At 62.3% G+C, this 24,336-nt stretch carries 27 protein-coding genes and 1 pseudogene; 20 read left to right on the plus strand and 8 right to left on the minus strand.

Going from position 1 to position 24,336, the window contains the following annotated elements; all coding sequences use genetic code 11:
- Positions 1-48: 48 nt before the first annotated feature.
- From DSC_RS08000 to DSC_RS16065, 5 genes are all read right to left on the minus strand, one after another.
- Complete coding sequence (locus tag DSC_RS08000; RefSeq protein WP_014160648.1) at positions 49-390, minus strand: RidA family protein; 342 nt, start codon at positions 388-390, stop codon at positions 49-51.
- Positions 391-516: 126 nt separating this feature from the next.
- Positions 517-1,563 (minus strand): alcohol dehydrogenase catalytic domain-containing protein, encoded by a 1,047-nt coding sequence (locus tag DSC_RS16055; RefSeq protein ID WP_083833510.1) that lies wholly within the window; start codon positions 1,561-1,563, stop codon positions 517-519.
- A gap of 176 nt (positions 1,564-1,739) precedes the next feature.
- A complete protein-coding gene (locus DSC_RS17075) occupies positions 1,740-1,877 on the minus strand; it encodes a hypothetical protein (protein ID WP_202944874.1) in 138 nt (45 codons plus the stop codon).
- A gap of 392 nt (positions 1,878-2,269) precedes the next feature.
- Positions 2,270-2,731: a Rieske 2Fe-2S domain-containing protein gene (locus DSC_RS17080; protein ID WP_014160650.1), complete on the minus strand. Its 462-nt coding sequence runs from the start codon at positions 2,729-2,731 to the stop codon at positions 2,270-2,272.
- An 80-nt stretch (positions 2,732-2,811) separates the two neighbouring features.
- Positions 2,812-3,159, minus strand: a complete 348-nt coding sequence (locus DSC_RS16065; RefSeq protein WP_337998568.1) for a non-heme iron oxygenase ferredoxin subunit — start codon at positions 3,157-3,159, stop codon at positions 2,812-2,814.
- A 739-nt stretch (positions 3,160-3,898) separates the two neighbouring features.
- Here DSC_RS16065 and DSC_RS16615 point away from each other — a divergent pair.
- From DSC_RS16615 to DSC_RS08075, 17 genes are all read left to right on the plus strand, one after another.
- Complete coding sequence (locus DSC_RS16615) at positions 3,899-4,108, plus strand: hypothetical protein (protein ID WP_148268107.1); 210 nt, start codon at positions 3,899-3,901, stop codon at positions 4,106-4,108.
- Between the two features lie 372 nt (positions 4,109-4,480).
- On the plus strand, positions 4,481-6,061 hold the full coding sequence (locus tag DSC_RS08010; RefSeq protein ID WP_014160652.1) for a class I adenylate-forming enzyme family protein: 1,581 nt from the start codon (positions 4,481-4,483) through the stop codon (positions 6,059-6,061).
- Positions 6,058-6,561: a hydroxyphenylacetyl-CoA thioesterase PaaI gene (paaI, locus tag DSC_RS16070; protein WP_014160653.1), complete on the plus strand. Its 504-nt coding sequence runs from the start codon at positions 6,058-6,060 to the stop codon at positions 6,559-6,561. The genes DSC_RS08010 and paaI overlap by 4 nt, the downstream gene beginning before the upstream one ends.
- Positions 6,554-6,904, plus strand: coding sequence for a non-heme iron oxygenase ferredoxin subunit (locus DSC_RS16075; protein WP_238527628.1), 351 nt, complete (start codon positions 6,554-6,556; stop codon positions 6,902-6,904). The genes paaI and DSC_RS16075 overlap by 8 nt, the downstream gene beginning before the upstream one ends.
- A gap of 547 nt (positions 6,905-7,451) precedes the next feature.
- Positions 7,452-7,808 (plus strand): 2Fe-2S iron-sulfur cluster binding domain-containing protein, encoded by a 357-nt coding sequence (locus DSC_RS08015; RefSeq protein ID WP_043290482.1) that lies wholly within the window; start codon positions 7,452-7,454, stop codon positions 7,806-7,808.
- Between the two features lie 90 nt (positions 7,809-7,898).
- Positions 7,899-8,843, plus strand: coding sequence for a catechol 2,3-dioxygenase (locus DSC_RS08020; RefSeq protein ID WP_014160656.1), 945 nt, complete (start codon positions 7,899-7,901; stop codon positions 8,841-8,843).
- 192 nt (positions 8,844-9,035) lie between these two features.
- On the plus strand, positions 9,036-10,490 hold the full coding sequence (locus tag DSC_RS08025; RefSeq protein ID WP_014160657.1) for a 2-hydroxymuconic semialdehyde dehydrogenase: 1,455 nt from the start codon (positions 9,036-9,038) through the stop codon (positions 10,488-10,490).
- A gap of 2 nt (positions 10,491-10,492) precedes the next feature.
- Entirely contained in the window at positions 10,493-11,275 is a 783-nt protein-coding gene (gene dmpE, locus DSC_RS08030; RefSeq protein WP_014160658.1) for a 2-oxopent-4-enoate hydratase, read from the plus strand.
- A gap of 24 nt (positions 11,276-11,299) precedes the next feature.
- Entirely contained in the window at positions 11,300-12,088 is a 789-nt protein-coding gene (gene dmpH / locus DSC_RS08035) for a 2-oxo-3-hexenedioate decarboxylase (protein ID WP_014160659.1), read from the plus strand.
- Between the two features lie 23 nt (positions 12,089-12,111).
- The gene (locus DSC_RS08040) at positions 12,112-12,303 is read left to right on the plus strand and encodes a 2-hydroxymuconate tautomerase (protein WP_014160660.1); all 192 of its coding nucleotides are present in this window, start codon (positions 12,112-12,114) and stop codon (positions 12,301-12,303) included.
- Positions 12,304-12,439: 136 nt separating this feature from the next.
- Complete coding sequence (locus DSC_RS08045; protein WP_014160661.1) at positions 12,440-13,270, plus strand: alpha/beta fold hydrolase; 831 nt, start codon at positions 12,440-12,442, stop codon at positions 13,268-13,270.
- A gap of 235 nt (positions 13,271-13,505) precedes the next feature.
- Positions 13,506-14,267: a TetR/AcrR family transcriptional regulator gene (locus DSC_RS08050; RefSeq protein ID WP_083833511.1), complete on the plus strand. Its 762-nt coding sequence runs from the start codon at positions 13,506-13,508 to the stop codon at positions 14,265-14,267.
- Positions 14,268-14,272: 5 nt separating this feature from the next.
- Positions 14,273-15,505, plus strand: a complete 1,233-nt coding sequence (locus DSC_RS08055; RefSeq protein ID WP_238527629.1) for a CaiB/BaiF CoA transferase family protein — start codon at positions 14,273-14,275, stop codon at positions 15,503-15,505.
- A 185-nt stretch (positions 15,506-15,690) separates the two neighbouring features.
- Positions 15,691-16,791, plus strand: coding sequence for an alkene reductase (locus DSC_RS08060; protein WP_043291123.1), 1,101 nt, complete (start codon positions 15,691-15,693; stop codon positions 16,789-16,791).
- Positions 16,792-16,998: 207 nt separating this feature from the next.
- Positions 16,999-17,661 (plus strand): class I SAM-dependent methyltransferase, encoded by a 663-nt coding sequence (locus tag DSC_RS08065; protein ID WP_083833512.1) that lies wholly within the window; start codon positions 16,999-17,001, stop codon positions 17,659-17,661.
- Entirely contained in the window at positions 17,658-17,981 is a 324-nt protein-coding gene (locus tag DSC_RS08070; protein WP_014160666.1) for a YkgJ family cysteine cluster protein, read from the plus strand. The genes DSC_RS08065 and DSC_RS08070 overlap by 4 nt, the downstream gene beginning before the upstream one ends.
- Before the next feature lie 14 nt (positions 17,982-17,995).
- On the plus strand, positions 17,996-18,181 hold the full coding sequence (locus DSC_RS08075; protein WP_014160667.1) for a hypothetical protein: 186 nt from the start codon (positions 17,996-17,998) through the stop codon (positions 18,179-18,181).
- 271 nt (positions 18,182-18,452) lie between these two features.
- On the opposite strand, the gene DSC_RS08080 is transcribed toward DSC_RS08075, so the two are convergent.
- Positions 18,453-18,788, minus strand: a complete 336-nt coding sequence (locus DSC_RS08080) for a zinc ribbon domain-containing protein YjdM (RefSeq protein WP_014160668.1) — start codon at positions 18,786-18,788, stop codon at positions 18,453-18,455.
- A 154-nt stretch (positions 18,789-18,942) separates the two neighbouring features.
- On the opposite strand from DSC_RS08080, the pseudogene DSC_RS08085 reads away from it, so the two are divergent.
- The 3 genes and pseudogenes from DSC_RS08085 to DSC_RS08095 form a co-directional block, all read left to right on the plus strand.
- Positions 18,943-19,197 (plus strand): annotated as a pseudogene (locus DSC_RS08085) (cation diffusion facilitator family transporter); the annotation flags it as partial.
- 252 nt (positions 19,198-19,449) lie between these two features.
- Entirely contained in the window at positions 19,450-19,932 is a 483-nt protein-coding gene (locus DSC_RS08090; RefSeq protein ID WP_014160670.1) for an FKBP-type peptidyl-prolyl cis-trans isomerase, read from the plus strand.
- A gap of 372 nt (positions 19,933-20,304) precedes the next feature.
- Positions 20,305-22,182: an ABC transporter ATP-binding protein gene (locus DSC_RS08095; protein ID WP_043290484.1), complete on the plus strand. Its 1,878-nt coding sequence runs from the start codon at positions 20,305-20,307 to the stop codon at positions 22,180-22,182.
- Between the two features lie 73 nt (positions 22,183-22,255).
- Here the strand turns inward: DSC_RS08095 and DSC_RS08100 are convergent, their stop codons facing one another.
- Both DSC_RS08100 and DSC_RS08105 read right to left on the minus strand, forming a co-directional pair.
- On the minus strand, positions 22,256-23,053 hold the full coding sequence (locus tag DSC_RS08100) for an amidohydrolase (RefSeq protein ID WP_014160672.1): 798 nt from the start codon (positions 23,051-23,053) through the stop codon (positions 22,256-22,258).
- A 12-nt stretch (positions 23,054-23,065) separates the two neighbouring features.
- On the minus strand, positions 23,066-24,214 hold the full coding sequence (locus DSC_RS08105; protein WP_014160673.1) for a pyridoxal phosphate-dependent aminotransferase: 1,149 nt from the start codon (positions 24,212-24,214) through the stop codon (positions 23,066-23,068).
- Positions 24,215-24,336: the final 122 nt, after the last annotated feature.

Consider the following 24,336-nt stretch of genomic DNA (forward strand, 5'->3'; position numbering starts at 1 on the left):
CTGCGACCCGCTGGCGGGGTGCCCAGCCGCATCCAGCTCGGCCCCGCATCAGACCGCAGCGGTAATGATGATCTCGACCTTCCACTCCGGCCTTGCCAACTGCGCCTGCACGGTGGCGCGGGCCGGGGTGTGGCCCGGGGCGACCCAGGCTTCCCACTCGGCGTTCATGCCGGAAAACTCAGCCAGGTCGGCCATGAAGATCTCCGCGCGCAGGATCCTGGACTTGTCACTGCCGGCCCTGGCAAGCAGCGCATCGATCTCGGCAAGCACCTGGCGGGTCTGGGTGCCGATGTCTCCACCGGATTCGGCAATCTGACCGGCAAGGTAGGCCACGCCGTTATGCACGGTCATCTCGGACATGCGGGGGCCGGAATCGAAACGCTGGATCATGCGAGGACACGCTCGTGAGGAGGTAAGCGCGCAACGCTACCGGCCCGTCATGCTCCTGCCAAGAGACTCCTGCGCGAACGGCTGGAAGGGACGCTCACGCTCGTGCGCCAGCTTCAGCACCATAACTCAGGCACATGCGCCATTGGGCTCAAACAGGATTTTTAACGACTTTCCATTCAAGGCCATTTCAAACGCATCCTGTGCATCGGAAAGGGCCACGCGATGCGAAACAAGCGAAGACAAGTCGACACGCCCGTTGGCGAGGAGAGTTGTTGAACGTTCCCAGGTTTCGAAAAGGCCTCTTCCATGAAGCCCACGGACCACAAGTCCCTTGAAGAGCCACTCTTCCAGGTTGAGTGAAATCTCCTGCGAGGGAACGCCCATCAGCCGCAACTCACCCCCATGAGTGATGGATTGAATAAGCGCTTTCAGTGCCGACGCCTGCCCAGAGTAGTCAATCGCGACATCGACCCCTCTCTCACCGAGCAATGAGCGCACCGTCTCGTAAACACTGTCATCAGCTGCATTGACACATTCGTCGACCCCCATCCTGGCTGCCGCGGCCAGGCGGAGCGGATGGACATCCGTAGCAATCACCTTGCTTGCGCCCAATGCCCGGGCAGCTGCAATGTTCATCAGTCCGATCGGCCCGCAACCAGAGACAAGGACATTCAATCCCGAGACCCCGGAACCCTCCATGCTGGCGTGTACCGCCAGTCCAAAAGGCTCCATCATGGCCGCCTGCAGTGGAGAGATTTCAGGCGGCACCGGCCAACACACACTTTCCGGAACCATGACGAACGGGGCAAACCCCCCGTCAAAGTCGACGCCTGGATAGCGCGTATGAGGACACACATGGGCCCAACCACGCCGACAGGTGTAGCAGACTCCACAAGGAACATGGCTCTCCAGACTGACTCGCATTCCGGGTCGCAGGCCCTTGACGTCCGAACCGACCTGTTCAACCACCCCACTGATCTCGTGACCGATGATGGTCGGCAGTTTCATCCGCTTCGCAAAGTCGCCCCACTTGTAGATCAGCAGGTCAGTACCGCAGATTCCAGCTGCCTCGACCTTCACCAATACGTCGCTGCCGCGGGCCTCCTTTGGCGCAGGCACATCGTCTACAGACAGACCCCCATGCCCGGCGGTAATTTTTCTTATCGCCAACATCGCGCCACTCGCCCAAAGGTCAAATGTTATAGATATCAAGCACAGTGGGAATCAAATCATTCATCACAATGACTTTCTTGGCCCCGATACGGAACTCGCTTCCATCTTCGATAAGATGGTAATGGTAGGTTCCGTAAAACGTCGTGGTTTCTCCATTCAGCCATTACTGCTCTCCTTCAAGCCCCATGAGTTCCAGCCACCCTGGCGTGCTGCGCCAGGAAGATCCCTTCATCTTCGATTTTTGCACCACTACTCGCCGGACTGATGCCCAATTCTTTTGCGAGATCGTCGGGACCCAAGATTTCATGACTCATGCCTCTGGACATGTCGCTCCAGCGAACCACATCATGCGCCCGCGAACCCTTCTGGACCTCGGAAAACTCCGTCAGAGATCGGTGGGGCAAAACAGTAGATCGTCACTTCCGTCTTATCCACCGCCAAGGGACGAAATACCCTGATCTGACTGCTGGTCTGGTCCATGAAAAACACGTTGGGATAAATGAGCAGATTTCTCAACCTGCCCCCATGCGCGACTTGAGCTCGTCCTTCACAGGAAACAGAGGCCTATCCTGAGGATTTGTCCAGTCCGACCAGATAAGGGTATGGCCGTTCTTCAAGTCATAATAACCACCCCGGGCATTCGGGAGGTCTCCCACATTCATGGCCTTCGTCTTCTGACCCTTGGTGGTGGAACTCGCCCGGTTTTTTAGGGTCTGAACATAGTTTGCATGAGTGGCCGCAACGTGATAACCGTCACCTTCTTTTCGAAGCCATCGGGGTAGCCGGCGTCTTGCTCATTCATCGGGGCGATCAAGGAACCGTTATCGTCAAATGCCCAGCCGTGAAACGGGCAGACAAAATTTGCACGCGTTCCCTTGGAAACGCGGCACAGCGTTGCACCTCTGTGCGTACATACATTTACAAACGCATTGATTTCGCCGGCCTTGTTGCGGTTGATAATGACCGGCACGCGGCCGACCCACCGGGTAACGAACGAGCGAGGCTTGGCGATCTCGCTCTCATGGGCGCCATAGACCCAGACCTTTTCCCAGATCCTGGGAAACTCAAGCTCGAAAAGCTCGGGGCTCGTGAATATCTCACGACTGACCCGTCGTGGCCCGGATTCAGCTTGATCCAGGAAAGGAATCGTCTTTTCCAACATGTTCATTTGTCTACTCCATTATCAATGAGTTGAAGCGCGTTCAAGTGCAAAACCCCCGCCACCTGCAACGCAAAAACCGCACAAAATCAACTTAAATCAATCCAGACCGAATTATTTATGATCCTGGTCCTGTAGGTTTTGATCGGCACCACACAAGGATATTTGCATGCGGCGCCACTTCTGACGTCAAATGTCCCGCCATGGAACGGACAACTCACCTCTCCATTCGAAAATAACTCTCCGTCCGATAGAGATGCATCACCATGCGTGCACGTATCGTCGATGACAAAGAACTCGTCGCCCAATCGGAACACTGCCAACGGGGGAGCCCCCTCTCGCTCGACCTTTGCGCCAAAATCCTCCTCCACCTCGTCACACGCGATCAGTTCTACCAGGTTCTCTTGTTCAATGTGTCCCATGAATCTCAGTCCCATCAGCCATTTACGCCGTCGACAGCATGGCAATGCTTACAAGTTAGGTACCGCACCATCCCGCCACGTACAGGCCTTAACGGGACGGGGGGCTCGCGTGCAATCGTCTCTAGAGGAACCTTATCATTCCTCACTCGGCTGAGCTATATTGCACTGCAGCAAAAATGAGGCGGCCGCCCGCTATCGCGTGCTTGGACGCGCGACCCAGGGCGCCCGGAGCAAAATTACGTCCTCGCCGGCCCGAATCTGGGCACCCCGCCCCCGGCCCCGGTGGAGCGCCAGATGCAGATCTTTAGGCGCCGACCCGCATCATGACGCGTCGGCCACGCCGGCGAGAAGCGTTTTATACCGTAAGCTTTTGATTTCATTGAAAAATTGTCCGTTTAAGGGATTCCGGGAGACCGCTTGACACCGCCGGAAAATTGTTAGTACCATTAATACCAATCAATTGGTATGTTTACGCACTCGGCGCCGGTTGTTTCGCTATCGACAAAACCGGGCAAGACGAGAAGTGCATTGGGCATTGGAAGGTGGTGTCCCTCCCCTGCTAGCCCAGCGAGGGGTCTGGATTGCCTGATCCGCACGAGGAGCGCACGCCGGGCTTGAAAAGTACAATGGGTTGTCCTAAAGACCTAAAGAAAGGTGGCAGGCTCTCATTGGCGGCTGGACATTTTTCACTTTTCCACCGAAGTTCGGAGGGAGCAAGTACCAGCACCGCACGACTGGCCGGGAGGAAGCCTGCGTGGTGCTCAAGAGCGACGAATCGACCGCTATCCTGTCCAGCCGCTGTGCGCGCTGCGGCAGCATGATGCGCAGCGGCAGAAGCGTGAAAATGAAGTTTCTGATTCGCGCGCAGCGGGGTTGGGTGCACGGACTGGACCGAGACCTGCTTGATCCGCTCGGCATCGAGGCCTCCCAGGAACCTGTCAATGATTCATGCTTGCCGCCCTGATGACCGGCTAGGTCTCCTCGGCGATCATTTGGGTGAGGGCTCTTCCTTGACGCGACGATTAACTCTGGAGAGGCGCCGGGCCCGTAACCATCAGCTGGAGGCGCGCCACAGATACGAAGGTACAGTAGAAATAATAAAAATATAGCGTCCACCGATTTTGAACTCCCAGCACGAAGAGGGTTTCCAGATCCCGTATTTCGCGGGTTCGATGGAAGTCGCTGAAGCGCCTTGGTTGCTGGTGAGCCTGGCAGAGACCGGGCAAAAGGAGCCAATGGGAACGTTGGCAGCAGTGCGGCTGGAGACCAGTGGCTTGTTTTTCAGTGATCCCATAAATATTCGCCGAGACAACAAAGAACAGGAGACGAGACCTTCATGCTTTATCTACGCCAGATGATCAAGCGCTGCGCCAACAACTACCCAACCAAAGTGGCGTATTACTGTGGGGACCATAAAGCCACCTGGAAGCAGATGAATGAGCGGTCTGACCGCTTTGCAGTCGCCTTGCAAAACATGGGGTTCGGCAAAGGTTCGACCGTCTCCATCATGACGCTTGAATCCATCGAGGTGTATGAGCACTTTTATGCCTGCATGAAGATGGGTGCAGCAAGGGTCGGCGTCAATACACAATACGCATGGCCAGAAATGAAGCATGTTCTCAAGAACAGCAAGACGCGAGTTTTGCTGGTCGATGCACGCGTTAAGAGCATGGTTGTAGAACAACGCGAGGAGATCGAAGATCTCGGCATCACACTGATCGGATATAATGGTGAGCACGACTTTGCATTCGATTATGAAAAGCTGCTGAGCGAAGCGACGGGCGAGCCCGAATGGCCGGAACTCGCACCAGACGACCTGCTGCTCATCAGCTATACCTCCGGAACCACCGGCGTTCCCAAAGGCGTGATGCTGACGCAGCGAGGCGGCTCCGACTGCGTCATTCACTCGGTGATTTCGTTCGGCTTTAACCCGGATGATGTCTGGTATATGCCCGCCGCATCCGCCTGGGTGGTGGTCCTCATGAATTGCTATGGCCTCGGCAACGCCATGACCACGGTGATTCCTGACGGTTCCTTCAAGATTGATACCTACCTGCGCGATGTCGGGCGCTTCCGCGTGACGGTGGGTCTGCTGGTGCCGACGATGATCCATCGCGCGATCACCGAGTACCAAACCGGCCAATACGACATGTCATCGATGCGGGTGTTGGTTTACGGCTCGTCACCTGCCACGCCGAAGCTTATCCGCGACGCACGCGAAAGCTTCAAGGTCCAGATGATCCAGACCTATGCGCTGACCGAGTCAAGCGGCGGCTGGGTCACGTTTCTCACCGAGCAGGACCACAAACTCGCGCTTGAATCGGAGCCGGAGCTGCTGAAGTCAGTCGGCCGCCTGGGCCTCCATTTCGACTGTTCGATCCGCGACGAGGAAGGCAGGCCAGTGCCTCCCGGTACCAAGGGTGAGATCTGGCTGCGCGGCACGACCATGATGAAAGGTTATATGGACATGCCAGCGGAGACCGCCGAGGTATTGAAAGACGGCTGGCTGCGCACCAACGATATCGGCCAACTTGATGAACGCGGTTATCTGTACCTGCTTGACCGGCAGAAATTCATGATCATCACAGGCGCAGTCAATGTCTTCCCAACCACCGTCGAAGCGGTGCTGGTCGACCATCCGGCGATTCTGGAAGTGGCAGTGGTTGGCGTGCCCCACCCTGAATGGGGCGAGGCTGTCGTGGCAGTGGTCAATCGGCGATCCACGCACCAGGACGCGACGGCCGCAGACATCATCGCGTTCTGCAATGGCAAGCTGAGCAAGCAGGAAACGCCAAAACATGTAGTATTTGTCGATGAGTTGCCAAAGACTTCGAACGCCAAGGTCAAGAAAGCGGAAATAAAAAAGTGGCTGAGTTCCGAAAAAGGTCTGGTGCCCTGGAACACGGAGATTGAATGAAACAGAACACCAACCAACCTGCGGCCACGGCCGCCACTGCGGGCCAGTCGCATGCCGACGCACTGGCCAAGCGATGCATCGCCAAGCTGCGTTCCAAAGACCGCGTATCGGAGGGTCTCGGCATTACAATCAAGTCGGGTGGTCCAGGACGTATCGCGCTGTCGATGGCGGTAACCGAGGAAATGTTGAATGCCTATGACACTTGCCATGGTGGTTACATTTTTACCTTGGCGGATGCGGCTTTTGCTTATGCGTCGAGCACCCGCAACAATGCCGCCGTCGGCTTAAACTGTCATATTGATTTCATGCGTCCAGCGAAAAAGGGCGATCACTTGTACGCACATTCGGAAGTGACCTACGTCGGCCGCACCACTGGCACCACCTTGGTGAAGGTCGTTGATCAAAACAACCGCCAGATCGCGGAACTGCATGGCCGTTATTTCAACGTCGGACAGGCCGTTCTGGATGACGAGGCAAGCTTCGGAGACACGAGTGCCTGATCAAGCAAACAAGCAGCGCGAATTGACTTTTCTTGCGCAGACTGCGGATGTCCAGCCGGATTGCGGCACCCTGGTGGAACTGGCTGGACGAGCGCCGATCGCCGTCTTTCGCCTGGGCGACGAGTTCTTTGCAACGGACGATACTTGTACGCATGGTGCAGCGTCGCTTTGTGACGGCGAGATTTTCGACGGCCAGGTTGAATGTCCTTTTCACGGCGGCACGTTTGATATCCGCACCGGCGCCGCAACCACATTTCCCTGTACCAAGCCACTGGCTGTCTATCCAGTCGTGGTGGAAAACGGCCGAATCTATGCACGCCTGGACAGCGAAGATGGAGGCTGAGAGATCGAGCAGGCGTCCATGACATCACACGGGTGAGGCCGAAAATTTTTGAGGCAACCCTGAACGATTTGAAGGTCGGCAGTGCGGTGGGTCAACCGAGAGACTGGTGGCCCACGGACAGGAACGTGCCGCTGAAGCCTCAGACTGGCGATGGCCGTCGGTCAGGGTGTCGGCGTGGAGCTGAATCACAGTCGTGCCCGAGGGACGGGTTCCTGGACATGCTGAACCGGCCGTGGCCAGCCGTGTTGCGCTGGTCGATCCGTCCTGTCCGGAGCGCAGCACGCCCATCGATTAGCCTGGAGCGCATTCAGCCGATCAATCTGGCCGACTTCCGCTGCTCGGGTTGGCCGAAGCAGGTACGCGGTTGTGCATGACCGCGTGGCCGCCTCGGATTGGATAACGCCGAACCGCGATCGCCCCCCCCGTCCGGGGGCCTGATCAGGAGCGGCGGTGCGGTGGAAATGGTGCGTCTCACCGATATGGGGATCACATTGAAGCGATGGGTGCTAGCATGAACGAGTCACATTCACGGGCAGTGGAGGGTTGCATGCCGGTGTCAAGCCAAGCCGTTCCCGCAATTTACCAGATTCATATCGTGGACAACGATGCGGTCTATCGTTGCTCGGCCGATGAAACGCTTTTGCAAGGCATGGCACGTCTGGGTAGGAAGGGCATTCCGGCGGGCTGCCTGAATGGCGGCTGCGGCGTGTGCAAGGTCGCGATCCGCAGCGGCAAGGTAAACAAGACCGGCCCGATGAGCCGCGTTCACGTCAACGAGCAGGAAGAGGCGCAGGGAATCGTGCTAGCTTGCCGAGTCGCGCCAGCCAGCGCCATCGAAGTCGAAGTGGTTGGAAAATTGAAGAAAGCGATCACACGCAGCCCCTGGGGGGCGATCGTGACATGAGCAAATTGCACCCGCCGATTTCAGCTGCGCTGGGCGGGCCGGGGTTTGGGTCGTAACTCGCGTAACCAATAGAGCCTGAGGAGATAGAAAATGGGTGTGATGAGAATAGGTCATGTTGCCCTCCGCGTGATGGACATGGAGGCGGCGCTCAAACATTATGAAAATGTCGTGGGCATGAAGGTCACGCACAAGGATGACCAAGGCAATGTCTATCTGAAGTGCTGGGACGAGTGGGACAAGTACTCGGTGATCCTGAGCCTTGCCGACCACGCCGGCATGAACCATGTTGCCTACAAGGTCGAAAGCGACCAGGACCTGGATGTCTTTAGGACCGCCATCGAAGCCAAAGGCGTCAAGACCGAGTTTCTGAAGGAGAATTCGCTGCCTTTCGTCGGCCGTATGCTGAAGTTCAACCTGCCGAGCGGACACGACATGCGCTTGTATGCGCAGAAAGAATGTGTCGATACCGATGTCGGCTCCACCAATCCTGATCCCTGGCCGGACGATTTGCGCGGCGCCGGCTCGCATTGGCTCGACCATGTGTTGCTGATGTGCGAATTGAACCCGGAAAAAGGCATCAACAAGGTCGAGGAGAACACCAGATTCTTCAAGGAAGCGCTCGGGTTTTTTCAGACCGAACAAATCCTGGTCGGCCCAGGCGGATCGATCCAGCTGTCCTCATTCCTGTCGTGCTCCAGCAAGCCACATGACATCGCCTTCGTCGGTGGCGATCGTCCAGGCCTGCATCACGTGTCGTTCTTCCTCGATTCGTGGCACGACATCCTCAAGGCTGGCGACATCATGGCCAAGAACCGCACCCGCATCGACGTGCCGCCAACCAGGCACGGCCTCACGCGCGGTGAAACCATTTATTTCTTTGACCCTTCCGGCAACCGCAATGAAACCTTCGCCGGCCTCGGATACCAGGCGCAACCCGACAAGCCCGTCATTACCTGGACCGAAGACCAGGCAGCACGTGGCATCTTCTACCATACCGGGGTGCTGGAGGAGAGCTTTACCAACGTCTATACCTGATCGCGGCGGTGCGATTGCGCTTTCCGCTCCCAGCAAGCTTGGCGCGGGAAGCGGCGTCAGGCGGGATGTCGAACCGCCAGCGAGGCGCTGGGAACGGCGTTTCGGGCGGGTCCGAGCGGCCTATGAACTATGCGCACAGGCAGGCTTGCCTGCGGCGGTCTGGCTTGCGGCCGGACAGGTAAGGAGCATCAAGTGAAAGAAGTCTTGAATTTCATCAACGGTGAGTACGTCAGCACCGGCAAGTGGTTCAACAAGACAGCACCCTACGACGGCCAGATCATTGCACGCGTCAGCGAGGCCGGGCGTGGTGAAGTCGATGCTGCCGTGCGCGCGGCGCGTGAAGCGCTGCATGGCCCATGGAGCAAACTGGCAGTCGCGGAGCGCTCGGAAATGCTGTACGCGGTGGCCGATGAAATCACGCGTCGCTTCGAGGATTTCGTCGAGGCAGAAATCACCGACATGGGGCAGCCCGAGCATTTCGTGCGGCATGTTGACGTGCCACGCGGCGCGGCCAATTTCAAGGTGTTCGCCGACGTGGTGAAGAATGTACCCAGCGAGTTCTTCGAGATGGCCACGCCCGACGGACGCGGGGCATTGAATTACTCGCTGCGTCGCCCGGTCGGGGTGGTCGCGGTGATTTGTCCGTGGAACCTGCCGTTTCTGTTGATGACCTGGAAACTCGGCCCGGCCATGGCATGCGGCAATACGGTCGTTGTCAAGCCATCGGAAGAAACGCCGCAGGCGGCCGCCCTGCTCGGCGACGTGATGAACAAGGTCGGCGTGCCGAAGGGTGTCTTCAACGTGGTCAATGGCTTCGGCCCGGATGCTGCCGGCGAATTCCTCACCACCCATCCGCAGGTCGGCGCCATCACCTTCACCGGCGAAACCCGCACCGGCGCGGCGATCATGAAGGCTGCGGCCGACGGAGCAAGACCAGTCTCGCTGGAAATGGGCGGCAAGAACGCGGCGATCGTGTTTGCCGATTGCGACATGGATGAGGCCATTGCCGGCACGATCCGCTCCACGTTCGCCAATTGCGGACAGGTTTGTCTGGGCACCGAACGCATCTACGTGGAACGACCGATCTTCGAGACCTTCGTCAACCGCTTGAAAGAAGCGGTGGAGAAAATGAAACCGGGCGCGCCTACCGATCCATCGAGTGGCCTCGGGCCGCTGATCTCCCAGGAGCATCGCAACAAGGTGCTGTCGTATTACGCGAAGGCGCTGGAGGAAGGTGCCACGTTGGTGACCGGCGGTGGCATTCCGGACATGCCCGATGCGCTCAAGGGCGGCTCGTGGGTAGAGCCGACGATCTGGACCGGCTTGTCGGATACGGCCGCGGTGGTGCGCGAAGAAATCTTTGGCCCATGCTGCCACATCGCTCCCTTTGACAGCGAGGACGAAGTGATCCGGCGCGCCAATGACAATCCGTACGGGTTGGCCTCCGCAATTTGGACCACCAACCTGCAGCGCACGCACCGAATGGCAGCGGCGATCGAGGCCGGTATCGTCTGGGTCAATTCCTGGTTCCTGCGCGATCTGCGCACGCCCTTCGGCGGCGCCAAGCAATCCGGTATCGGCCGCGAAGGCGGAGTGCATTCGCTGGAGTTTTATACCGAACTGAAAAACGTGTGCATCAAACTGTGACCATGGACAAGACACTGATTACATCGCTCGGCGATGAGCTTTACCAGGCGCTGATGACCCGCAGCATGTGCGAGCCGCTGACCACCCGCCATCCGGAAATCACCATCGAGGACGCCTATCAGATCCAGCAGCGGATGATTGAACGCCGACTGCAGGCGGGCGAGAGCATCGTCGGCAAGAAGATCGGGGTCACCTCACATGCGGTGATGAACATGCTGGGCGTGTTCCAGCCGGACTTCGGCTACATGCTTGACGGCATGATCTACAACGAGGGCGAGGCGATCGATATCGGCACCCTGATCCAGCCCAAGGCCGAGGGCGAAATCGCCTTCATCCTGAAAAAGGATCTGATGGGTCCCGGCATCTCAAACGCCGACGTGCTGGCTGCCACCGAATGCGTGATGCCATGCTTCGAAATTGTCGACTCGCGCATCCGCGACTGGAAAATCAAGATCCAGGACACGGTGGCCGACAACGCATCCTGCGGGGTGTTCGTGCTCGGTGACAAGGCGGTCGATCCGCGCAAGCTCGACCTGTCGCTGTGCGGCATGGTGCTTGAAAGGAACGGCGAGATCATCGCAACCGGCGCTGGCGCCGCTGCCCTGGGCTCCCCGCTCAACGCCGTGGCATGGCTGGCCAATACCATGGGCCGCCTGGGGATTCCATTGAAAGCCGGTGAGGTGATCCTGTCCGGCGCGCTTGCCGCGATGTTCCCGGCAAAGGCCGGCGACAACTTTCGCGTCACAATCGGTGGCCTGGGCAGTTGCTCGGTCCGGTTCAGCTGACAAACGCGCTCAGGAGAATGCACCATGATGCTTGACCAGGACACTATCGCAAAGCTCGCTGCCCATCTCGAAGACTGCGAGCTGAAGGCGAAGGACACGCTGAAGATCACCAACGATCATCCCGAGATGGATTGGGAAGATGCCTATGCGATCCAGGATGAGATCCGCCGCCGCAAGATCGCGCGCGGCAACAGGATTGTCGGGCTCAAAGCGGGGTTGACCTCGCACGCCAAGATGAAACAGATGGGCGTGGAAACCCCGGTGTTCGGCTTCATGGCCGACTACTATGCCGTGCCGGAAGGCGGCGAGTGCAAGGTGTCCGACCTGATTCATCCCAAAATCGAGCCTGAGATCGCCTTCGTCACCAAGCGCGCCTTGAAGGGGCCTGGATGCCACATCGGCGCCGTCCTGGCGGCCACCGACTTTGTCTTGCCGGGCATCGAAGTCATCGATTCGCGTTATCGGGATTTCAATTTCGACCTGAAAAGCGTGATCGCAGACAACACCTCGGCCGCACGCTTCGTGGTCGGTGGCCAGGCCGTGCCAGCCAGTGAAGTCGATCTGCGCACCGTGGGCATCGTGCTCGAGAAGAACGGCAAGCAAGTGGCATTCGGGGCCGGCGCTGCGGTGCTCGGCCACCCCGCAGCGGCGATCGCGATGCTGGCCAACCATCTAGGTGCGCGCGGTGAGGAACTCCCCGCCGGAACGCTGATCCTGTCCGGCGGCATCACCGAAGCGGTTGCGGTCCAACCGGGCGACGCCGTCACCCTGCGCGTGCAAGGCATGGGCAGTGTCGGCATGCGCTTTGTCTAGCTTTCATTGGGAAGGAATTGATCATGCCGTTCGCGCAAGTGTATTTGCTGGAAGGCCGCACCGAGCAACAAAAGCGGGCCGTGATTGAAAAGGTCACACTCGCGCTGACAGAAGCGCTGGGCGCGCCAAAGGAAAACGTGCGCGTCTGGATTCACGACGTACCCAAGGAAAACTGGGGAATCGCCGGCGTCAGCGCAAAGGATTTGGGCCGCTGACACAGCGCCCTCGGCCTGGCGCAGGCTCGCGCCGGGCTTCATTGCAACATCGAACGAAATGATCCCGCGCCGGGGCGGATGACGCCGGCGTGCGAGCACAACCGGTTCAAGCGACCTGAGACTGAGGAGACAAAGCATGAGCACCAATCCGGAAGTCGGCAAATCGATTTCTGCCAACGGCATCCAGACCAACTATCACGACCAGGGCAGCGGTACGCCGGTGGTGCTGATTCACGGCTCGGGGCCCGGCGTCACGGCCTGGGCCAATTGGCGCTTGACGATCCCGGCGCTGGCTTCGCGCTTTCGCGTGCTGGCGCCGGACATGGTCGGATTCGGCTACACCGAGCGGCCGCAGGGCGTGCACTACAACATGGACACCTGGGTCAGCCATGTGCTCGGCTTCCTGGATGCCCTCGAGATCGACAAGGCGCATGTGATCGGCAATTCCTTCGGCGGCGCGCTGGCGTTGGCGCTTGCGATTCGTGCGCCGCAGCGCGTGGGCCGGCTGGTGCTGATGGGAAGCGCCGGCCTCTCCTTTCCGATCACCGAAGGGCTGGACCGCGTCTGGGGCTACACGCCTTCGCAGGACGCCATGCGCCAGATGCTCGATATCTTTGCCTACGACCGCTCGCTGGTCAACGATGAGCTGGCTCGCATGCGCTACGAAGCCAGCATCCGGCCCGGCTGCCAGGAAGCGTACTCGCAGATGTTTCCGGCGCCGCGCCAGCGCAGCGTCGATTTGTTGGCCAGTCCGGAATCCAGCATCAGTGCATTGCCGCAGCAGGCGTTGATCATCCATGGACGCGAGGACAGGGTCATCCCGCTGTCGAGTTCCTACAGGTTATTTGAGCTGATCCAGAAATCCCAACTGCACGTGTTTGGTCAGTGCGGACACTGGACACAGATCGAGCATACGGCCCGATTCAACCGTCTGGTCAGCGATTTCTTTGCCGAAGACGAAGCTTGATCTTGACAGCGCGCATCTTGCGATCGGGCTGACCTCCGAGTGGCGTACAAAGGACCAGTTCCTGCGTACGTCACGCGTTCTCGATGGAGAAGCGTGAGGGATGCGCGTTCGTATCACCTGTTCCATGTACGCACCCGATTGGATGTGGATTTCCTGAAGCGGAAGATTGCGGTGCAACCTGCAATGTGTCCAGAAACTTAAGGGAAGGTGCAGCAATGGTGGCCGTGAGTCCCTGATGGGTACTGGGGCACTTGGCTTGTTTGTGTTTGGTCGTGGACGCTTGCCACAACAGGAAAGAGGCAATCAATTGGCTAAAACGATAAGTGCGAAGCGACAGGAGCGTAGAGCGCCGGCATCCGGCGAGGTACAGGAGCGCCAGCCGCTGACCCGGTATCACCAGTTGATTCGTGCGGCCGGAAAGTTGTTCGAGGAGAAGGGTTATCAGGGCGCCAGCGTGCGCGACATCACCCATGCGGTCGGGATTACTTCAGGCAGCTTCTTCTATCACTTCGCGACCAAGGAAGATGTGCTGTTCGCGGTGCTGGAAGGCGGCATGACCGAAGGCCTGCAAGTGGTCGCAAGGAAGCTGGACGGCGCGCGCACCCCGCGCGAGCGCCTGCATGCGCTGATATCCGGCCATCTGGAAGCGCTGCATTCCGAGTACAGCTATGCGCACAAGGTCTGGCTGCGCGAATGGCGCCAGATCTCGCCTGAAAAACGGCTGCCGCTGGAAGCGCTTAGCCAGACTTATCGCAATGTCTGGCTGAGCGTGCTCCAGGAAGTCAAGAGCGAGGGATTGATCGCCACCGACACCGCGCTCTTCCGCAGGAATGCGGTCGGCGCGCTCAACTGGACCATTCACTGGGTTCGCAATCCGACACCGGAACAGTTGCGGCGCCTGGCCGACGACTTCGTTTATGCGCTTTTGAATGAAGCCAGACCGGGCGACGCCGTCGTGGCGGGACCAGACATGGGTGGCGCCGAACCCGGCCGTTGACGCCGATGGGCCTGTCCGCCGGCGCACCGGCCGACTTGCCTGCAACAGAGGATTGCTTGATGGCAGGGCCGTTGCAAGGCTTAAAAATTCTGGAAGTCGCCGGCATTGGCCCAGGGCCCTTCTGCGCAATGATGCTGGCGGACATGGGCGCCCAGATCCTGCGTATCGACAGGCTGGATGAGGTCGGCAAGGACCGCGACGGCGAATTCTTGAAACCGGGCCGCAGCAGCGTTCTCAACCGCGGGCGGCGCTCGTTGGCGCTTGACCTCAAGTGTGCGCAAGGTGTCGCAACTTTCCTGCAACTGGTCGAATCGGCCGATGCCTTGATCGAAGGGTTCAGGCCCGGGGTGATGGAACGTCTCGGCATCGGTCCCGAACCGTGCCATGCGCGCAACCCGCGTCTGGTCTACGGGCGCGTCACAGGCTGGGGGCAGGATGGTCCGCTCAGCCAGGCCGCCGGCCATGACATCAATTACATCGCCATCAGCGGCGCCTTGCATGCCATTGGACGTGCCGACAGTGGGCCGGTGGCGCCGCCGGCAATGATCGGCGATATCGGCGGCGGCGGGATGATGCTGGCGCTGGGCATTGTCAGCGCCCTGCTGGAAACCCAGCGCTCCGGGCAGGGCCAGGTGGTTGATGCCGCCATTACCGACGGTGCCGCGCTGATGGCATCGATCGTGTACGAGTTCAAGGCGATGGGGATGTGGAACAACGCGCGGCAATCCAACCTGCTCGACGGCGGCGCGCATTTCTACGATACCTATCAGTGCGCGGACGGCAAATGGATCTCGATCGGCTCGGTCGAACCGCAGTTCTACAAGCTGTTGCTCGACAAGCTCGAGATCAACGACCCGGCATTCGCGCCGCAGTTCGACACCGCCGTCTGGCCGGCACTCAAACAGAAGCTGGCCCAGGCGTTTCGTGGAAAGACCCGCGATCAGTGGTGCGCGCTGATGGAAGGCAGCGACGTGTGCTTTGCACCGGTACTCGATCTGGACGAAGCCCCCCACCATCCGCACAACGCCGCACGCAACACCTTCATCGAGCGTGATGGCATCACGCACCCGGCGCCGGCGCCGCGCTTCAGCCGCACCGCCACTGAACCGGGAGGTCCCGCGCCATATGCCGGCGAACACACCGAACAAGCGCTTGCCGACTGGGGGGTGACCGGCAGGGAGCCGGCGATGACCGACGCAAGCTCCATCGTCGGCACCGCTTCAGGCCGGCGGGATTAAAGCGATCGAGTCGGTGGCCGCGCACGACACCCGCGCGCTGCCACCAGTTAGCGCCAGTGCGCATGCGCGCGCGCCAGCGCACCCTGCTGGACGCAGCGTTCCAATGGTGGGCCGGCCTTGCACCCGACGGCAACGCTGCGGCAGGCATCATCGCGGCCTTCGGACCCCCACCTTCGAGATACTCCATGACTGACGCCAGCATCCTGTTCTCCCCCACCACGCTGGGCGACATCGCTCTGGCCAACCGCGTAGTGATGGCACCGCTCACCCGCAATCGGGCCATCGAAGGCTGCGTGCCCACGCCGCTGGCCATCGAGTACTACCGCCAGCGTGCTAGCGCTGGCCTGATCATTGCCGAGGCCACCCAGATCAATCCACTCGGCCAGGGCTACCTGAACACGCCGGGCATCTACAGCCAGGCCCAGGTCGCAGGCTGGAAGGCTGTCACCGACGCAGTCCACGCTGCCGGCGGCAAGATCGCGCTGCAGCTGTGGCACGTGGGCCGGATCTCGCATGTGAGCCTGCTGCCCGCAGGCGAAGTTCCGGTCGCTCCCAGCGCCATCGGCGCCAACGCACAGACCTTTACTGCCAACGGCATGGAACAGGTCTCCCAGCCGCGCGCCCTGAGATTGGAGGAGATCCCGCAGCTGATCGCCGACTACCGCACCGCCGCGCGCAACGCCATCGGCGCCGGCTTTGACGGCGTGGAAGTGCATGCAGCCAACGGCTATCTGATCGACCAGTTCCTGCGCGACGGCAGCAACCACCGCACCGATGAATACGGTGGCAGCATCGAAAACCGCACCCGCCTGCTGGCCGAAGTGGTCGGCGCAGTCGCCGAGGAAATCGGCGCCGGCCGCACCGGCGTGCGCCTCTCGCCAGTGACCCCGGCCAACGATGCGCACGATTCCAACCCGCAGCCCTTGTTCGAACGCGCAGTCGAGCGCCTGGAGGCGATCGGCGGCCTGGCTTTCGTCCACGTGATCGAGGGCGCGACCGGCGGTCCCCGCGACGACATCCCTTTCGACTACGTCGCGCTCAAGTCCAGGTTCAGCGGCCCGTGGGTGGTCAACAACGGCTACGACAAGGCCATGGCGGTGGCCGCATTGAGCGAAGGAAGGGCCGATGCGGTCGCCTTCGGCCGCCCCTTCATCGCCAACCCGGATCTGGTCACCCGCCTGCGCCTGGACGCGCCGCTGGCCAGTTTCAACCCGGACACGCTGTATGGCGGCGGCGCCGAGGGCTACATCGACTATCCGCCGCTGGAACTGTCCACTGCCGGCTGACCGAGCCGGGCACGGCCGAGCACGCCCTGCACGCCCTTCATCTGCGGTGAAGGGTCTGTGGAACACTTGTGCTATCATGCACACGTTCCACGCAACTCCGCGCGCGTTTCGTCCGGCCAAGCAGGCGCCCGTCTCTCGCTCTCTTTTTATCCGGTTTCATCCGGTCCGTCAGTCAGTGCATGCTGATGGATCCCAGCGGGAGTGCCCGTGTCGGGCTATCAGACCCAGATCAGCGATTACGCCTTTGGCGACCAGCATTTCCGTATCCGTGCCCTGAGCGACCTGCAGCAGTACGCGGACCCTGACGCGTCGGCCGCCGAGGCCGGCATTTCATCGGCCCAGTGGAGCCTGTTCGGCCACGTCTGGCCGGCTGGGCTGGTGCTCGCAGATGCCATGCAGATCCACGAAGTGGCTGGCAAGCGCGTGCTGGAACTGGGTTGCGGCCTGGGCCTGGCCAGCCTGGTGCTGAGCCGGCGCGGTGCGCAGGTGGTGGCCAGCGACCACCATCCGTTGGCCGAAGTGTTCCTGGCCTACAACGCTGCCCTGAACGATCTGGCCGCGGTGCCGTACCGGCGCATGGACTGGGCCACGGGCCGCGCAGGCATGGGCCGCTTCGACCTGATCATCGGCAGCGACGTGCTGTACGAGCGCGGGCCGACGCTGGCCCTGGCGGCACTGCTGCCTTCGCTGGCGCGGCCGGCGTGCGAGATCGTCATCAGCGACCCGGCGCGCGGCCATGCCGGGGTATTCGCCCGTGATCTGGCCGCGCATGGGTTTGTCCTGAGCACGCCGCGGCTGCCGTCGGCACCGGGCCGCAAGCGCCAGGCGCAGCTGTTGCACTACCAGCGCGGCGTCGGCGGCCAGGCGTGAGCTCCGATGCCGACAGCGACCGCGATCCGTCGGTGCAGTGCGATGCCTGCGACGCGATCTGCTGCCGCCTGACCGTCGTGCTGGATGTCGACGACCGGGTGCCGGCCCACCTGACCACCCACACGCACGAAGGACTGCGCGTGATGGCTCGCGACGAAGAAGGCTGGTGCGTGGCGGTCGGCCCCGACATGGGCTGCACCATCTACGCAAGCCGGCCGGAAGTGTGCCGCCGCTTCGTGATGGGCGCCCCGTACTGCCGCGACATCCGGCAGGTCCACCACGACCAGCTGCGCCGCGGTATTCCCTTGACGATGTACTGACCCAGGAGATTCCAATGCCCCGTACCAGTTCCAAGATGACCATGGCCAGCAAAGGCAAGAGCGGCAATGAGAAAGGTGGCGCGCTGACCCACGAGCGCATCAAGGCCGACCTGGAAGCCTTCCGCAAGGCAGGTGGCCGGGTCGAAGTGCTCGGCAATACCCGCGTGCTGAAAAAGGTCGACAACCAGGAAGGCGCTTGATCGCGCCTGCCGTGGCAGACACAACAAAGGCCGCACGAGCGGCCTTTGTTGTGTGCGTTGCGCGCCGCCCGCCGGTAGTGGTCGCTCAGTCCGGCTAACGGGCTTGCGGCGTCGGTGATGCGAAAACCAGGTCTGGAGCACGCTCGGCACCGGGCGGCGTGGCCCGGCGCCATCACCTGCCACGGCGCATGCGTGCGCGTTCGTGAACTCGACCGGTGGAGGCATGTGCCGCTACTCGATCCGCTGCCGTCGCCGGGTTGAAGCGCAGCGCTCAGGCCCTGCGCAGGAAGCAGGTCTTGAGCACCAGGCCCTTGATCTTGTCCGAGTGGCCTTCGATGTGTTCGGCGTCGCCCGTGACCAGGCGGATGCCGCGGATCATGGTCCCCTGCTTGAGCGGGATCGATGACCCCTTGACCTTGAGGTCCTTGATCACCACGACCGTATCGCCCTGGACCAGCACGTTGCCGTTGCTGTCGCGCACGACCACCGAGGGCTCGGCCGGCGTCTGCGCCGCCCACTCGAAGCCACAGTCCGCGCAGACCATCAGCGCGCCATCGGCATAGGTGTTGGGCAGCGTGCATTGCGGGCAGGCGATTGGATCGGACATGGGTATCGGTCGGGACAGGGCATGCGATTGTAGCCGCCGCCGTAGCGATCGGGGTCGCCAGGCGCGGGCGCGACGAGAGCACCTGCATATCTCACGTGGTGCGGACGCCAGCCTGACCAAGATGACAGCTGCCCTCGCCTCTCCGCCTTGATCCATGGCCGGACCCTCCGGCCCACGCCTTGTCGTTTACGCCGCACTGGCCGGCAACCTGGCCATCGCCATCGCCAAGTTCGTCGCGGCCGGTTTTTCCGGAAGCTCGGCGATGCTCAGCGAAGGCGTGCACTCGCTGGTGGACACCGTCAACGAACTGCTGCTGCTCTACGGCCTGCACCGTTCGGAAAAGCAGCCCGACCCGACCCATCCGTTCGGCTACGGGCGTGAGCTGTACTTCTGGAGCTTCATCGTGGCCTGCCGGCTGAAGTCCGGCTGCCGCCGTGCCCACTGCGCGCCCGCAGGGCTCGCCGATGGCGGCCTGGGCGCGGCGGCCTGCAGCATCGGCGCCGTGTATCGGACCGGCAAGAGCAACTGAATGCGCGACGACGCCAATGCCTTGCATGGTTGTATCGGCGCTGGCCTTTGCCTAAGGTAGTGCGGCAATTGCAATCCGCGTCGTGAAGCTGCCGGCGTATCCCTCACTGTCAACTTTCAACGGAGGTTTCCCATGGAGATCATGGACGGCCGCGTCGCCACCATTCATTACACCCTGACCGACGACGATGGCATCGTCATCGACAAGTCCGCGCCCGATGCGCCACTGAGCTACCTGCATGGCGCCGGCAACATCGTGCCCGGCCTGGAGCAGGCGCTGACCGGCAAGCAGCCCGGTGACACACTGACCGCCGAGGTGCCGCCGGAGCTGGCCTACGGCCCGCGCCACGAACAGCTGGTCCAGCAGGTCGCGCGCGCGGCGTTCCCCGAAGGCGCCGACATCAGCCCCGGCATGCAGTTCGAAGCCCATGGCGACCGCGGCCCGCTGGTGGTCATGGTCACCGAGGTCGGCGAGGCCGAGGTCACCATCGACGGCAACCATCCGCTGGCCGGCCGCACCCTGCACTTTGCCGTGGAAGTGGCCGGGGTGCGCGAACCGACCGCTGACGAGCTCAGCCACGGCCACGTGCACGGCCCGGGCGGCGCCCACGACTGACCATTGACCCCTGCGCGCTTGCTTGCGTGCGAGACGAAGAAGCCGGCCATCGCGCCGGCTTCTTTATGGCGGGTCTTGACCCGCCATCCACGGCCAATGCCGTGCGCCCGTTGCCGCCCGGCCGGTTCGCGTGGAGGTGGAGCGGATGGTGACAAGGGCGGTGGCGAGTCGAGACCCCCGCCTACGGCCTTGTCGGCTTCGGCACGGATGCGTGCGGGGTGATGTACCGCAATGGCGGGTCGAGACCCGCCCTACACGGCCGGAGCGCTTGGGTGCGAAGGACCCGGTCCGTGGCTGCAACAGGCGTGGACGACATCGCGCGGGTGCGCCGGCGTTCACCGCTGAGACCGGCAGAACGGGACACAAGGCACAATGAGGGCCATGGCATCCCCTTCTGCGGCCGCGCGAACCGGCAAGAGTCCCAGCCTGCGCGAGCGCTTCGAGGCGATGCGCAACCTGCCGCCGTTCCTGCGCATGGTGTGGTCCACCAGCCCGTGGCTGACCGTGGGCAGCCTGGGCCTGCGCCTGGTCAAGGCGCTGCTGCCGGTGGCGACGCTGTATGTCGGCAAGCTGATCATCGATGAGACCGTGCGTCTGGTCGGCGCCGGCCCGGGTTTCGACTCTCTGAGCCAGGCGCTGGCCAGTGGCCAGCTCTCCAGGCTGGCCGAGCTGCTGCTGCTGGAATTCGCCCTGGCGATCGGCTCGGACCTGCTCGGCCGGCTGATCAGCTATGCCGACACGCTGCTGTCGGAGCTGTTCACCAACGCCACCAGCATCCGCTTGATGGAACATGCCGCCACCCTGGACCTGGAGGATTTCGAAGACCCGGACCTGCAGGACAAGCTGGACCGTGCGCGGCGCCAGACCATGGGCCGGATGAACCTGCTCAGCCAGCTGTTCGGCCAGGTCCAGGATGCGATCACCGTGGTCAGCTTCGGCATCGGCCTGCTGGCCTACGCGCCATGGCTGATCGTGCTGCTGATGGTGGCGCTGGTGCCGGCCTTCATCGGCGAGGCGCACTTCAGCGCGCTGGGCTATTCGCTCAATTTCCAGTGGACGCCCGAACGCCGCCAGCTGGAATACGTGCGCCAGACCGGCGCCAGCGTGGAAACGGCCAAGGAGGTGAAGATATTCAACCTGCACCGCTTCCTGATCGACCGCTATCGCACCCTCTCACTGAAGCTGTTCGACGCCAACCGGGTACTGGCCAAGCGCCGCGCGATCTGGGGCACGGCCCTGGCCGGGCTGGGATCGCTGGGCTACTACGTGGCCTATGCCTACATCGCCTGGCGCACGGTCAAGGGCGATTTTTCGATCGGCGACCTGACCTTCCTGGCCGGCAGCTTCCTGCGCCTGCGCCAACTGCTGGAAGGCCTGCTGGTCGGGTTCTCGCAGGTGGCCGGCCAGGCGCTGTACCTGGACGATCTGTTCTCGTTCTTCGCCATCCAGCCGGAAATCGTCTCGCCGGCTTCGCCTGCGCCGTTTCCCATGCCGATCCGGCAGGGCTTCGTGTTCGAGAACGTCGGCTTCCGTTACCCCGATGCCCAGCACTGGGCCGTGCGCCATCTGGATTTCGAACTCAAGGCCGGCGAAGTGCTGGCCCTGGTCGGCGAGAACGGCGCCGGCAAGACCACCCTGGTCAAGCTGCTGGCGCGCCTGTACGACCCGGACGAGGGCCGGATCCTGCTGGACGGGCGCGACCTGCGTGATTACGACCTGGACGAACTGCGCGCCAACATCGGCGTGATCTTCCAGGACTTCGTGCGCTATTACCTGACCGCCGGCGAGAACATCGGGGTGGGCCGGATCGAGGCGATGGACGACACCGCGCGCATCCGCCAGGCCGCGCACAGCGCGCTGGCCGACCAGGTGATCCAGGCCCTTCCGGCCGGTTACGACCAGTTGATCGGGCGCCGCTTCAAGACCGGCGTGGACCTGTCCGGCGGCCAGTGGCAGAAGGTCGCCATCGCCCGCGCCTACATGCGCCGGGCGCAGGTGATGATCCTGGACGAACCCACCGCCGCGCTGGACGCGCGCAGCGAGTTCGAGGTGTTCCAGCGCTTCCGCGAGCTGTCCGCGCAGCGCACCGCGGTGCTGATCTCGCATCGGTTTTCGTCGGTGCGCATGGCCGACCGCATCCTGGTCCTGCACCTGGGCCGGATCGAGGCGGTGGGCACCCATGAAAGCCTGCTGGCCGCAGGTGGCCGCTACGCCGAACTGTTCGAACTGCAGGCCGCCGGCTACCGTTGAACGCTGCCTACGCCCCCTCATCTGCCCTGCGGGCATCTTCTCCCCCACACGCGGGGGGAGAACCGGACGCGTCTTAGCGCAGCTCGAAGCGGTCGGCATCCAGCATCGCCGGGAAGTGCTCGCGATGCGCACGCAGTGCTTCGGCCGAGACCGCCGCGTAGGTGATGCCTTCGGACCCGTCGGCTTCGGCCAGCGGCTGGCCCAGCGCATCGAGCACCACGCTGTCGCCGCAATACCGATGGCCGTTGCCGTCGGTGCCGACCCGGTTGACCGCCGCCACCACGCACAGGTTCTCGATCGCCCGCGCGCGCAACAGCGTCTGCCAGGCATAGCGGCGCGGCGAAGGCCAGTTGGCCACGAACAGCTGCAGGTCGAAATCCAGCTGGCCCGGACGCTCCACATCAAAGCGGTTGCGGCAGAACACCGGGAAGCGCAGGTCGTAGCAGACCTGCGGGTTGATCCGCCAGCCCTTCCATTCCACGCTCAGCCGCTCGCGGCCCGGTGCGTAGCGCTTGTGCTCGCCGGCATAGCGGAACAGATGGCGCTTGTCGTAGTAGGCCAGCTGGCCGTCCGGGGTGGCCCACAGCAGCCGGTTGAACACACCCTGGTCGGTGCGCAGCTGCACGCTGCCGGTGACCGCGGTGTTCAACTGCACGGCCTGCTCGCCGATCCAGGCCACGGTCGGCCCGTCCATGCCTTCGGCCTTGTCAATGGCCTCGTTGGAGAAGCCGCTGGTGAAGGTCTCCGGCAGGATCACCAGGTCGGCGTTGCCCGCGGTCGGGGCGATCAGGTCGCCGTAATAGCTGCGGTTGCCGGCCGGATCGTGCCAGCGGGTCGCGCCCTGGACCAGGGCGATGCGTAGATCCTGCATGGGTGCCTCCATCTAAAGCTTGGCCAGTCGTTCGATTGCCGCATCCAGCGTGGCCGCGTTCTTGGCAAAGCACAGCCGCGCCAGACGCTGGCCGGGCGGCGGGGTCTGGTAGAACGGCGACAGCGGAACCGCGGTGACGCCATGCTCGACGGTCAGCCACTTGACGAAGGCGATGTCCTCCAGGTCGCTGACCGCCGAATAGTCCACCAGCTGGAAATAACCGCCCGGAACCGGCAAGGGCTTGAGCCGGGTGCCCAGCAGCTGCGCGCGGAAACGGTCGCGCTTGGCCTGGTAGAACGCGCCGAGTTGCTCGTCATGCTCCGGCTCGGCGTCCAGCATCGCGGCAAAGGCGTACTGGGCCGGGGCGAAACTGGTGAAGGTGTTGTACTGGTGAACCTTGCGGAATTCGGCGGTCAGCGCTGGCGGCGCGATCGCGTATCCGATCTTCCAGCCGGTGCAGTGGTAGGTCTTGCCGAAGCTGGACACCACAAAGGCGCGCGCGGCCAGGTCCGGCCAGCGCAACACCGATTCGTGGGCGCGGCCGTCGAACACGATGTGTTCGTAGACCTCGTCGGAGACCAGGAAGATCTCGGTGCCCTGCAGGATCCTGCTCAGCGCTTCCAGGTCGGCCTTGCCCAACATTGCCCCGGTCGGGTTGTGCGGGCTGTTGACCATGATCAGCCGGGTCCTGGGCGTGATCGCCGCGCGTACCCTGTCCCAGTCCACCGCGAAGGTCTGCCGGTCCAGCGCCACGTGCACCGCCCTGGCCCCGGCCAGCTCGATCGCCGGCTCGTAGCTGTCGTAGGCCGGGTCCAGCACGATCACTTCCTCGCCCGGGCGCACCACCGCGTGGATGGCGTCGAACAGTGCCTCGGTGGCGCCGCTGGTCACGGTGATCTCGGTATCGGGATTCACCTGGGCGCCGTAGCAGCGCAGGACCTTGTTGGCGATCGCCTGGCGCAGTGGCGCCACGCCGGCCATCGGCGGGTACTGGTTGTGACCGGCGCGCATGGCCTTGTCCAGCTCGTCCACCAGCCGCTGGGGCACCGGGAAATCCGGGAAGCCCTGGCCCAGGTTGACCGCGCCGTGTTCGCTGGCCAGCTGCGACATCACGGTGAAGATGGTGGTGCCCACGCGGGGCAACTTGGTCTGCGGCTGCATGGAAGCGGCATCCGGCCTGTTCATGAGGGGCCGGCCAGTGTACGCAATGCGCCGCGCCCGCCGGCCAATGCACCGCACCTCGGCGCGCGCGCGGCGACTCGACCTTCGGCTGATGGCGTGCC

This window comes from Pseudoxanthomonas spadix BD-a59 (assembly GCF_000233915.3).
Lineage (GTDB): Bacteria > Pseudomonadota > Gammaproteobacteria > Xanthomonadales > Xanthomonadaceae > Pseudoxanthomonas_A > Pseudoxanthomonas_A spadix.

Bases quoted from the DNA above. Each gene is read 5' to 3' on its own strand.
- DSC_RS08000 (WP_014160648.1), bottom strand. From the start codon at position 390: ATGATCCAGCGTTTCGATTCCGGCCCCCGCATGTCCGAGATGACCGTG.
- DSC_RS16055 (WP_083833510.1), bottom strand. From the start codon at position 1,563: ATGTTGGCGATAAGAAAAATTACCGCCGGGCATGGGGGTCTGTCTGTA.
- DSC_RS17075 (WP_202944874.1), bottom strand. From the start codon at position 1,877: ATGAGTCATGAAATCTTGGGTCCCGACGATCTCGCAAAAGAATTGGGC.
- DSC_RS17080 (WP_014160650.1), bottom strand. From the start codon at position 2,731: ATGAACATGTTGGAAAAGACGATTCCTTTCCTGGATCAAGCTGAATCC.
- DSC_RS16065 (WP_337998568.1), bottom strand. From the start codon at position 3,159: ATGGGACTGAGATTCATGGGACACATTGAACAAGAGAACCTGGTAGAA.
- DSC_RS08010 (WP_014160652.1), top strand. From the start codon at position 4,481: ATGCTTTATCTACGCCAGATGATCAAGCGCTGCGCCAACAACTACCCA.
- paaI (WP_014160653.1), top strand. From the start codon at position 6,058: ATGAAACAGAACACCAACCAACCTGCGGCCACGGCCGCCACTGCGGGC.
- DSC_RS08015 (WP_043290482.1), top strand. From the start codon at position 7,452: ATGCCGGTGTCAAGCCAAGCCGTTCCCGCAATTTACCAGATTCATATC.
- DSC_RS08020 (WP_014160656.1), top strand. From the start codon at position 7,899: ATGGGTGTGATGAGAATAGGTCATGTTGCCCTCCGCGTGATGGACATG.
- dmpE (WP_014160658.1), top strand. From the start codon at position 10,493: ATGGACAAGACACTGATTACATCGCTCGGCGATGAGCTTTACCAGGCG.
- dmpH (WP_014160659.1), top strand. From the start codon at position 11,300: ATGATGCTTGACCAGGACACTATCGCAAAGCTCGCTGCCCATCTCGAA.
- DSC_RS08040 (WP_014160660.1), top strand. From the start codon at position 12,112: ATGCCGTTCGCGCAAGTGTATTTGCTGGAAGGCCGCACCGAGCAACAA.
- DSC_RS08045 (WP_014160661.1), top strand. From the start codon at position 12,440: ATGAGCACCAATCCGGAAGTCGGCAAATCGATTTCTGCCAACGGCATC.
- DSC_RS08050 (WP_083833511.1), top strand. From the start codon at position 13,506: ATGGGTACTGGGGCACTTGGCTTGTTTGTGTTTGGTCGTGGACGCTTG.
- DSC_RS08055 (WP_238527629.1), top strand. From the start codon at position 14,273: ATGGGCCTGTCCGCCGGCGCACCGGCCGACTTGCCTGCAACAGAGGAT.
- DSC_RS08060 (WP_043291123.1), top strand. From the start codon at position 15,691: ATGACTGACGCCAGCATCCTGTTCTCCCCCACCACGCTGGGCGACATC.
- DSC_RS08075 (WP_014160667.1), top strand. From the start codon at position 17,996: ATGCCCCGTACCAGTTCCAAGATGACCATGGCCAGCAAAGGCAAGAGC.
- DSC_RS08080 (WP_014160668.1), bottom strand. From the start codon at position 18,788: ATGTCCGATCCAATCGCCTGCCCGCAATGCACGCTGCCCAACACCTAT.
- DSC_RS08090 (WP_014160670.1), top strand. From the start codon at position 19,450: ATGGAGATCATGGACGGCCGCGTCGCCACCATTCATTACACCCTGACC.
- DSC_RS08095 (WP_043290484.1), top strand. From the start codon at position 20,305: ATGAGGGCCATGGCATCCCCTTCTGCGGCCGCGCGAACCGGCAAGAGT.
- DSC_RS08100 (WP_014160672.1), bottom strand. From the start codon at position 23,053: ATGCAGGATCTACGCATCGCCCTGGTCCAGGGCGCGACCCGCTGGCAC.
- DSC_RS08105 (WP_014160673.1), bottom strand. From the start codon at position 24,214: ATGCAGCCGCAGACCAAGTTGCCCCGCGTGGGCACCACCATCTTCACC.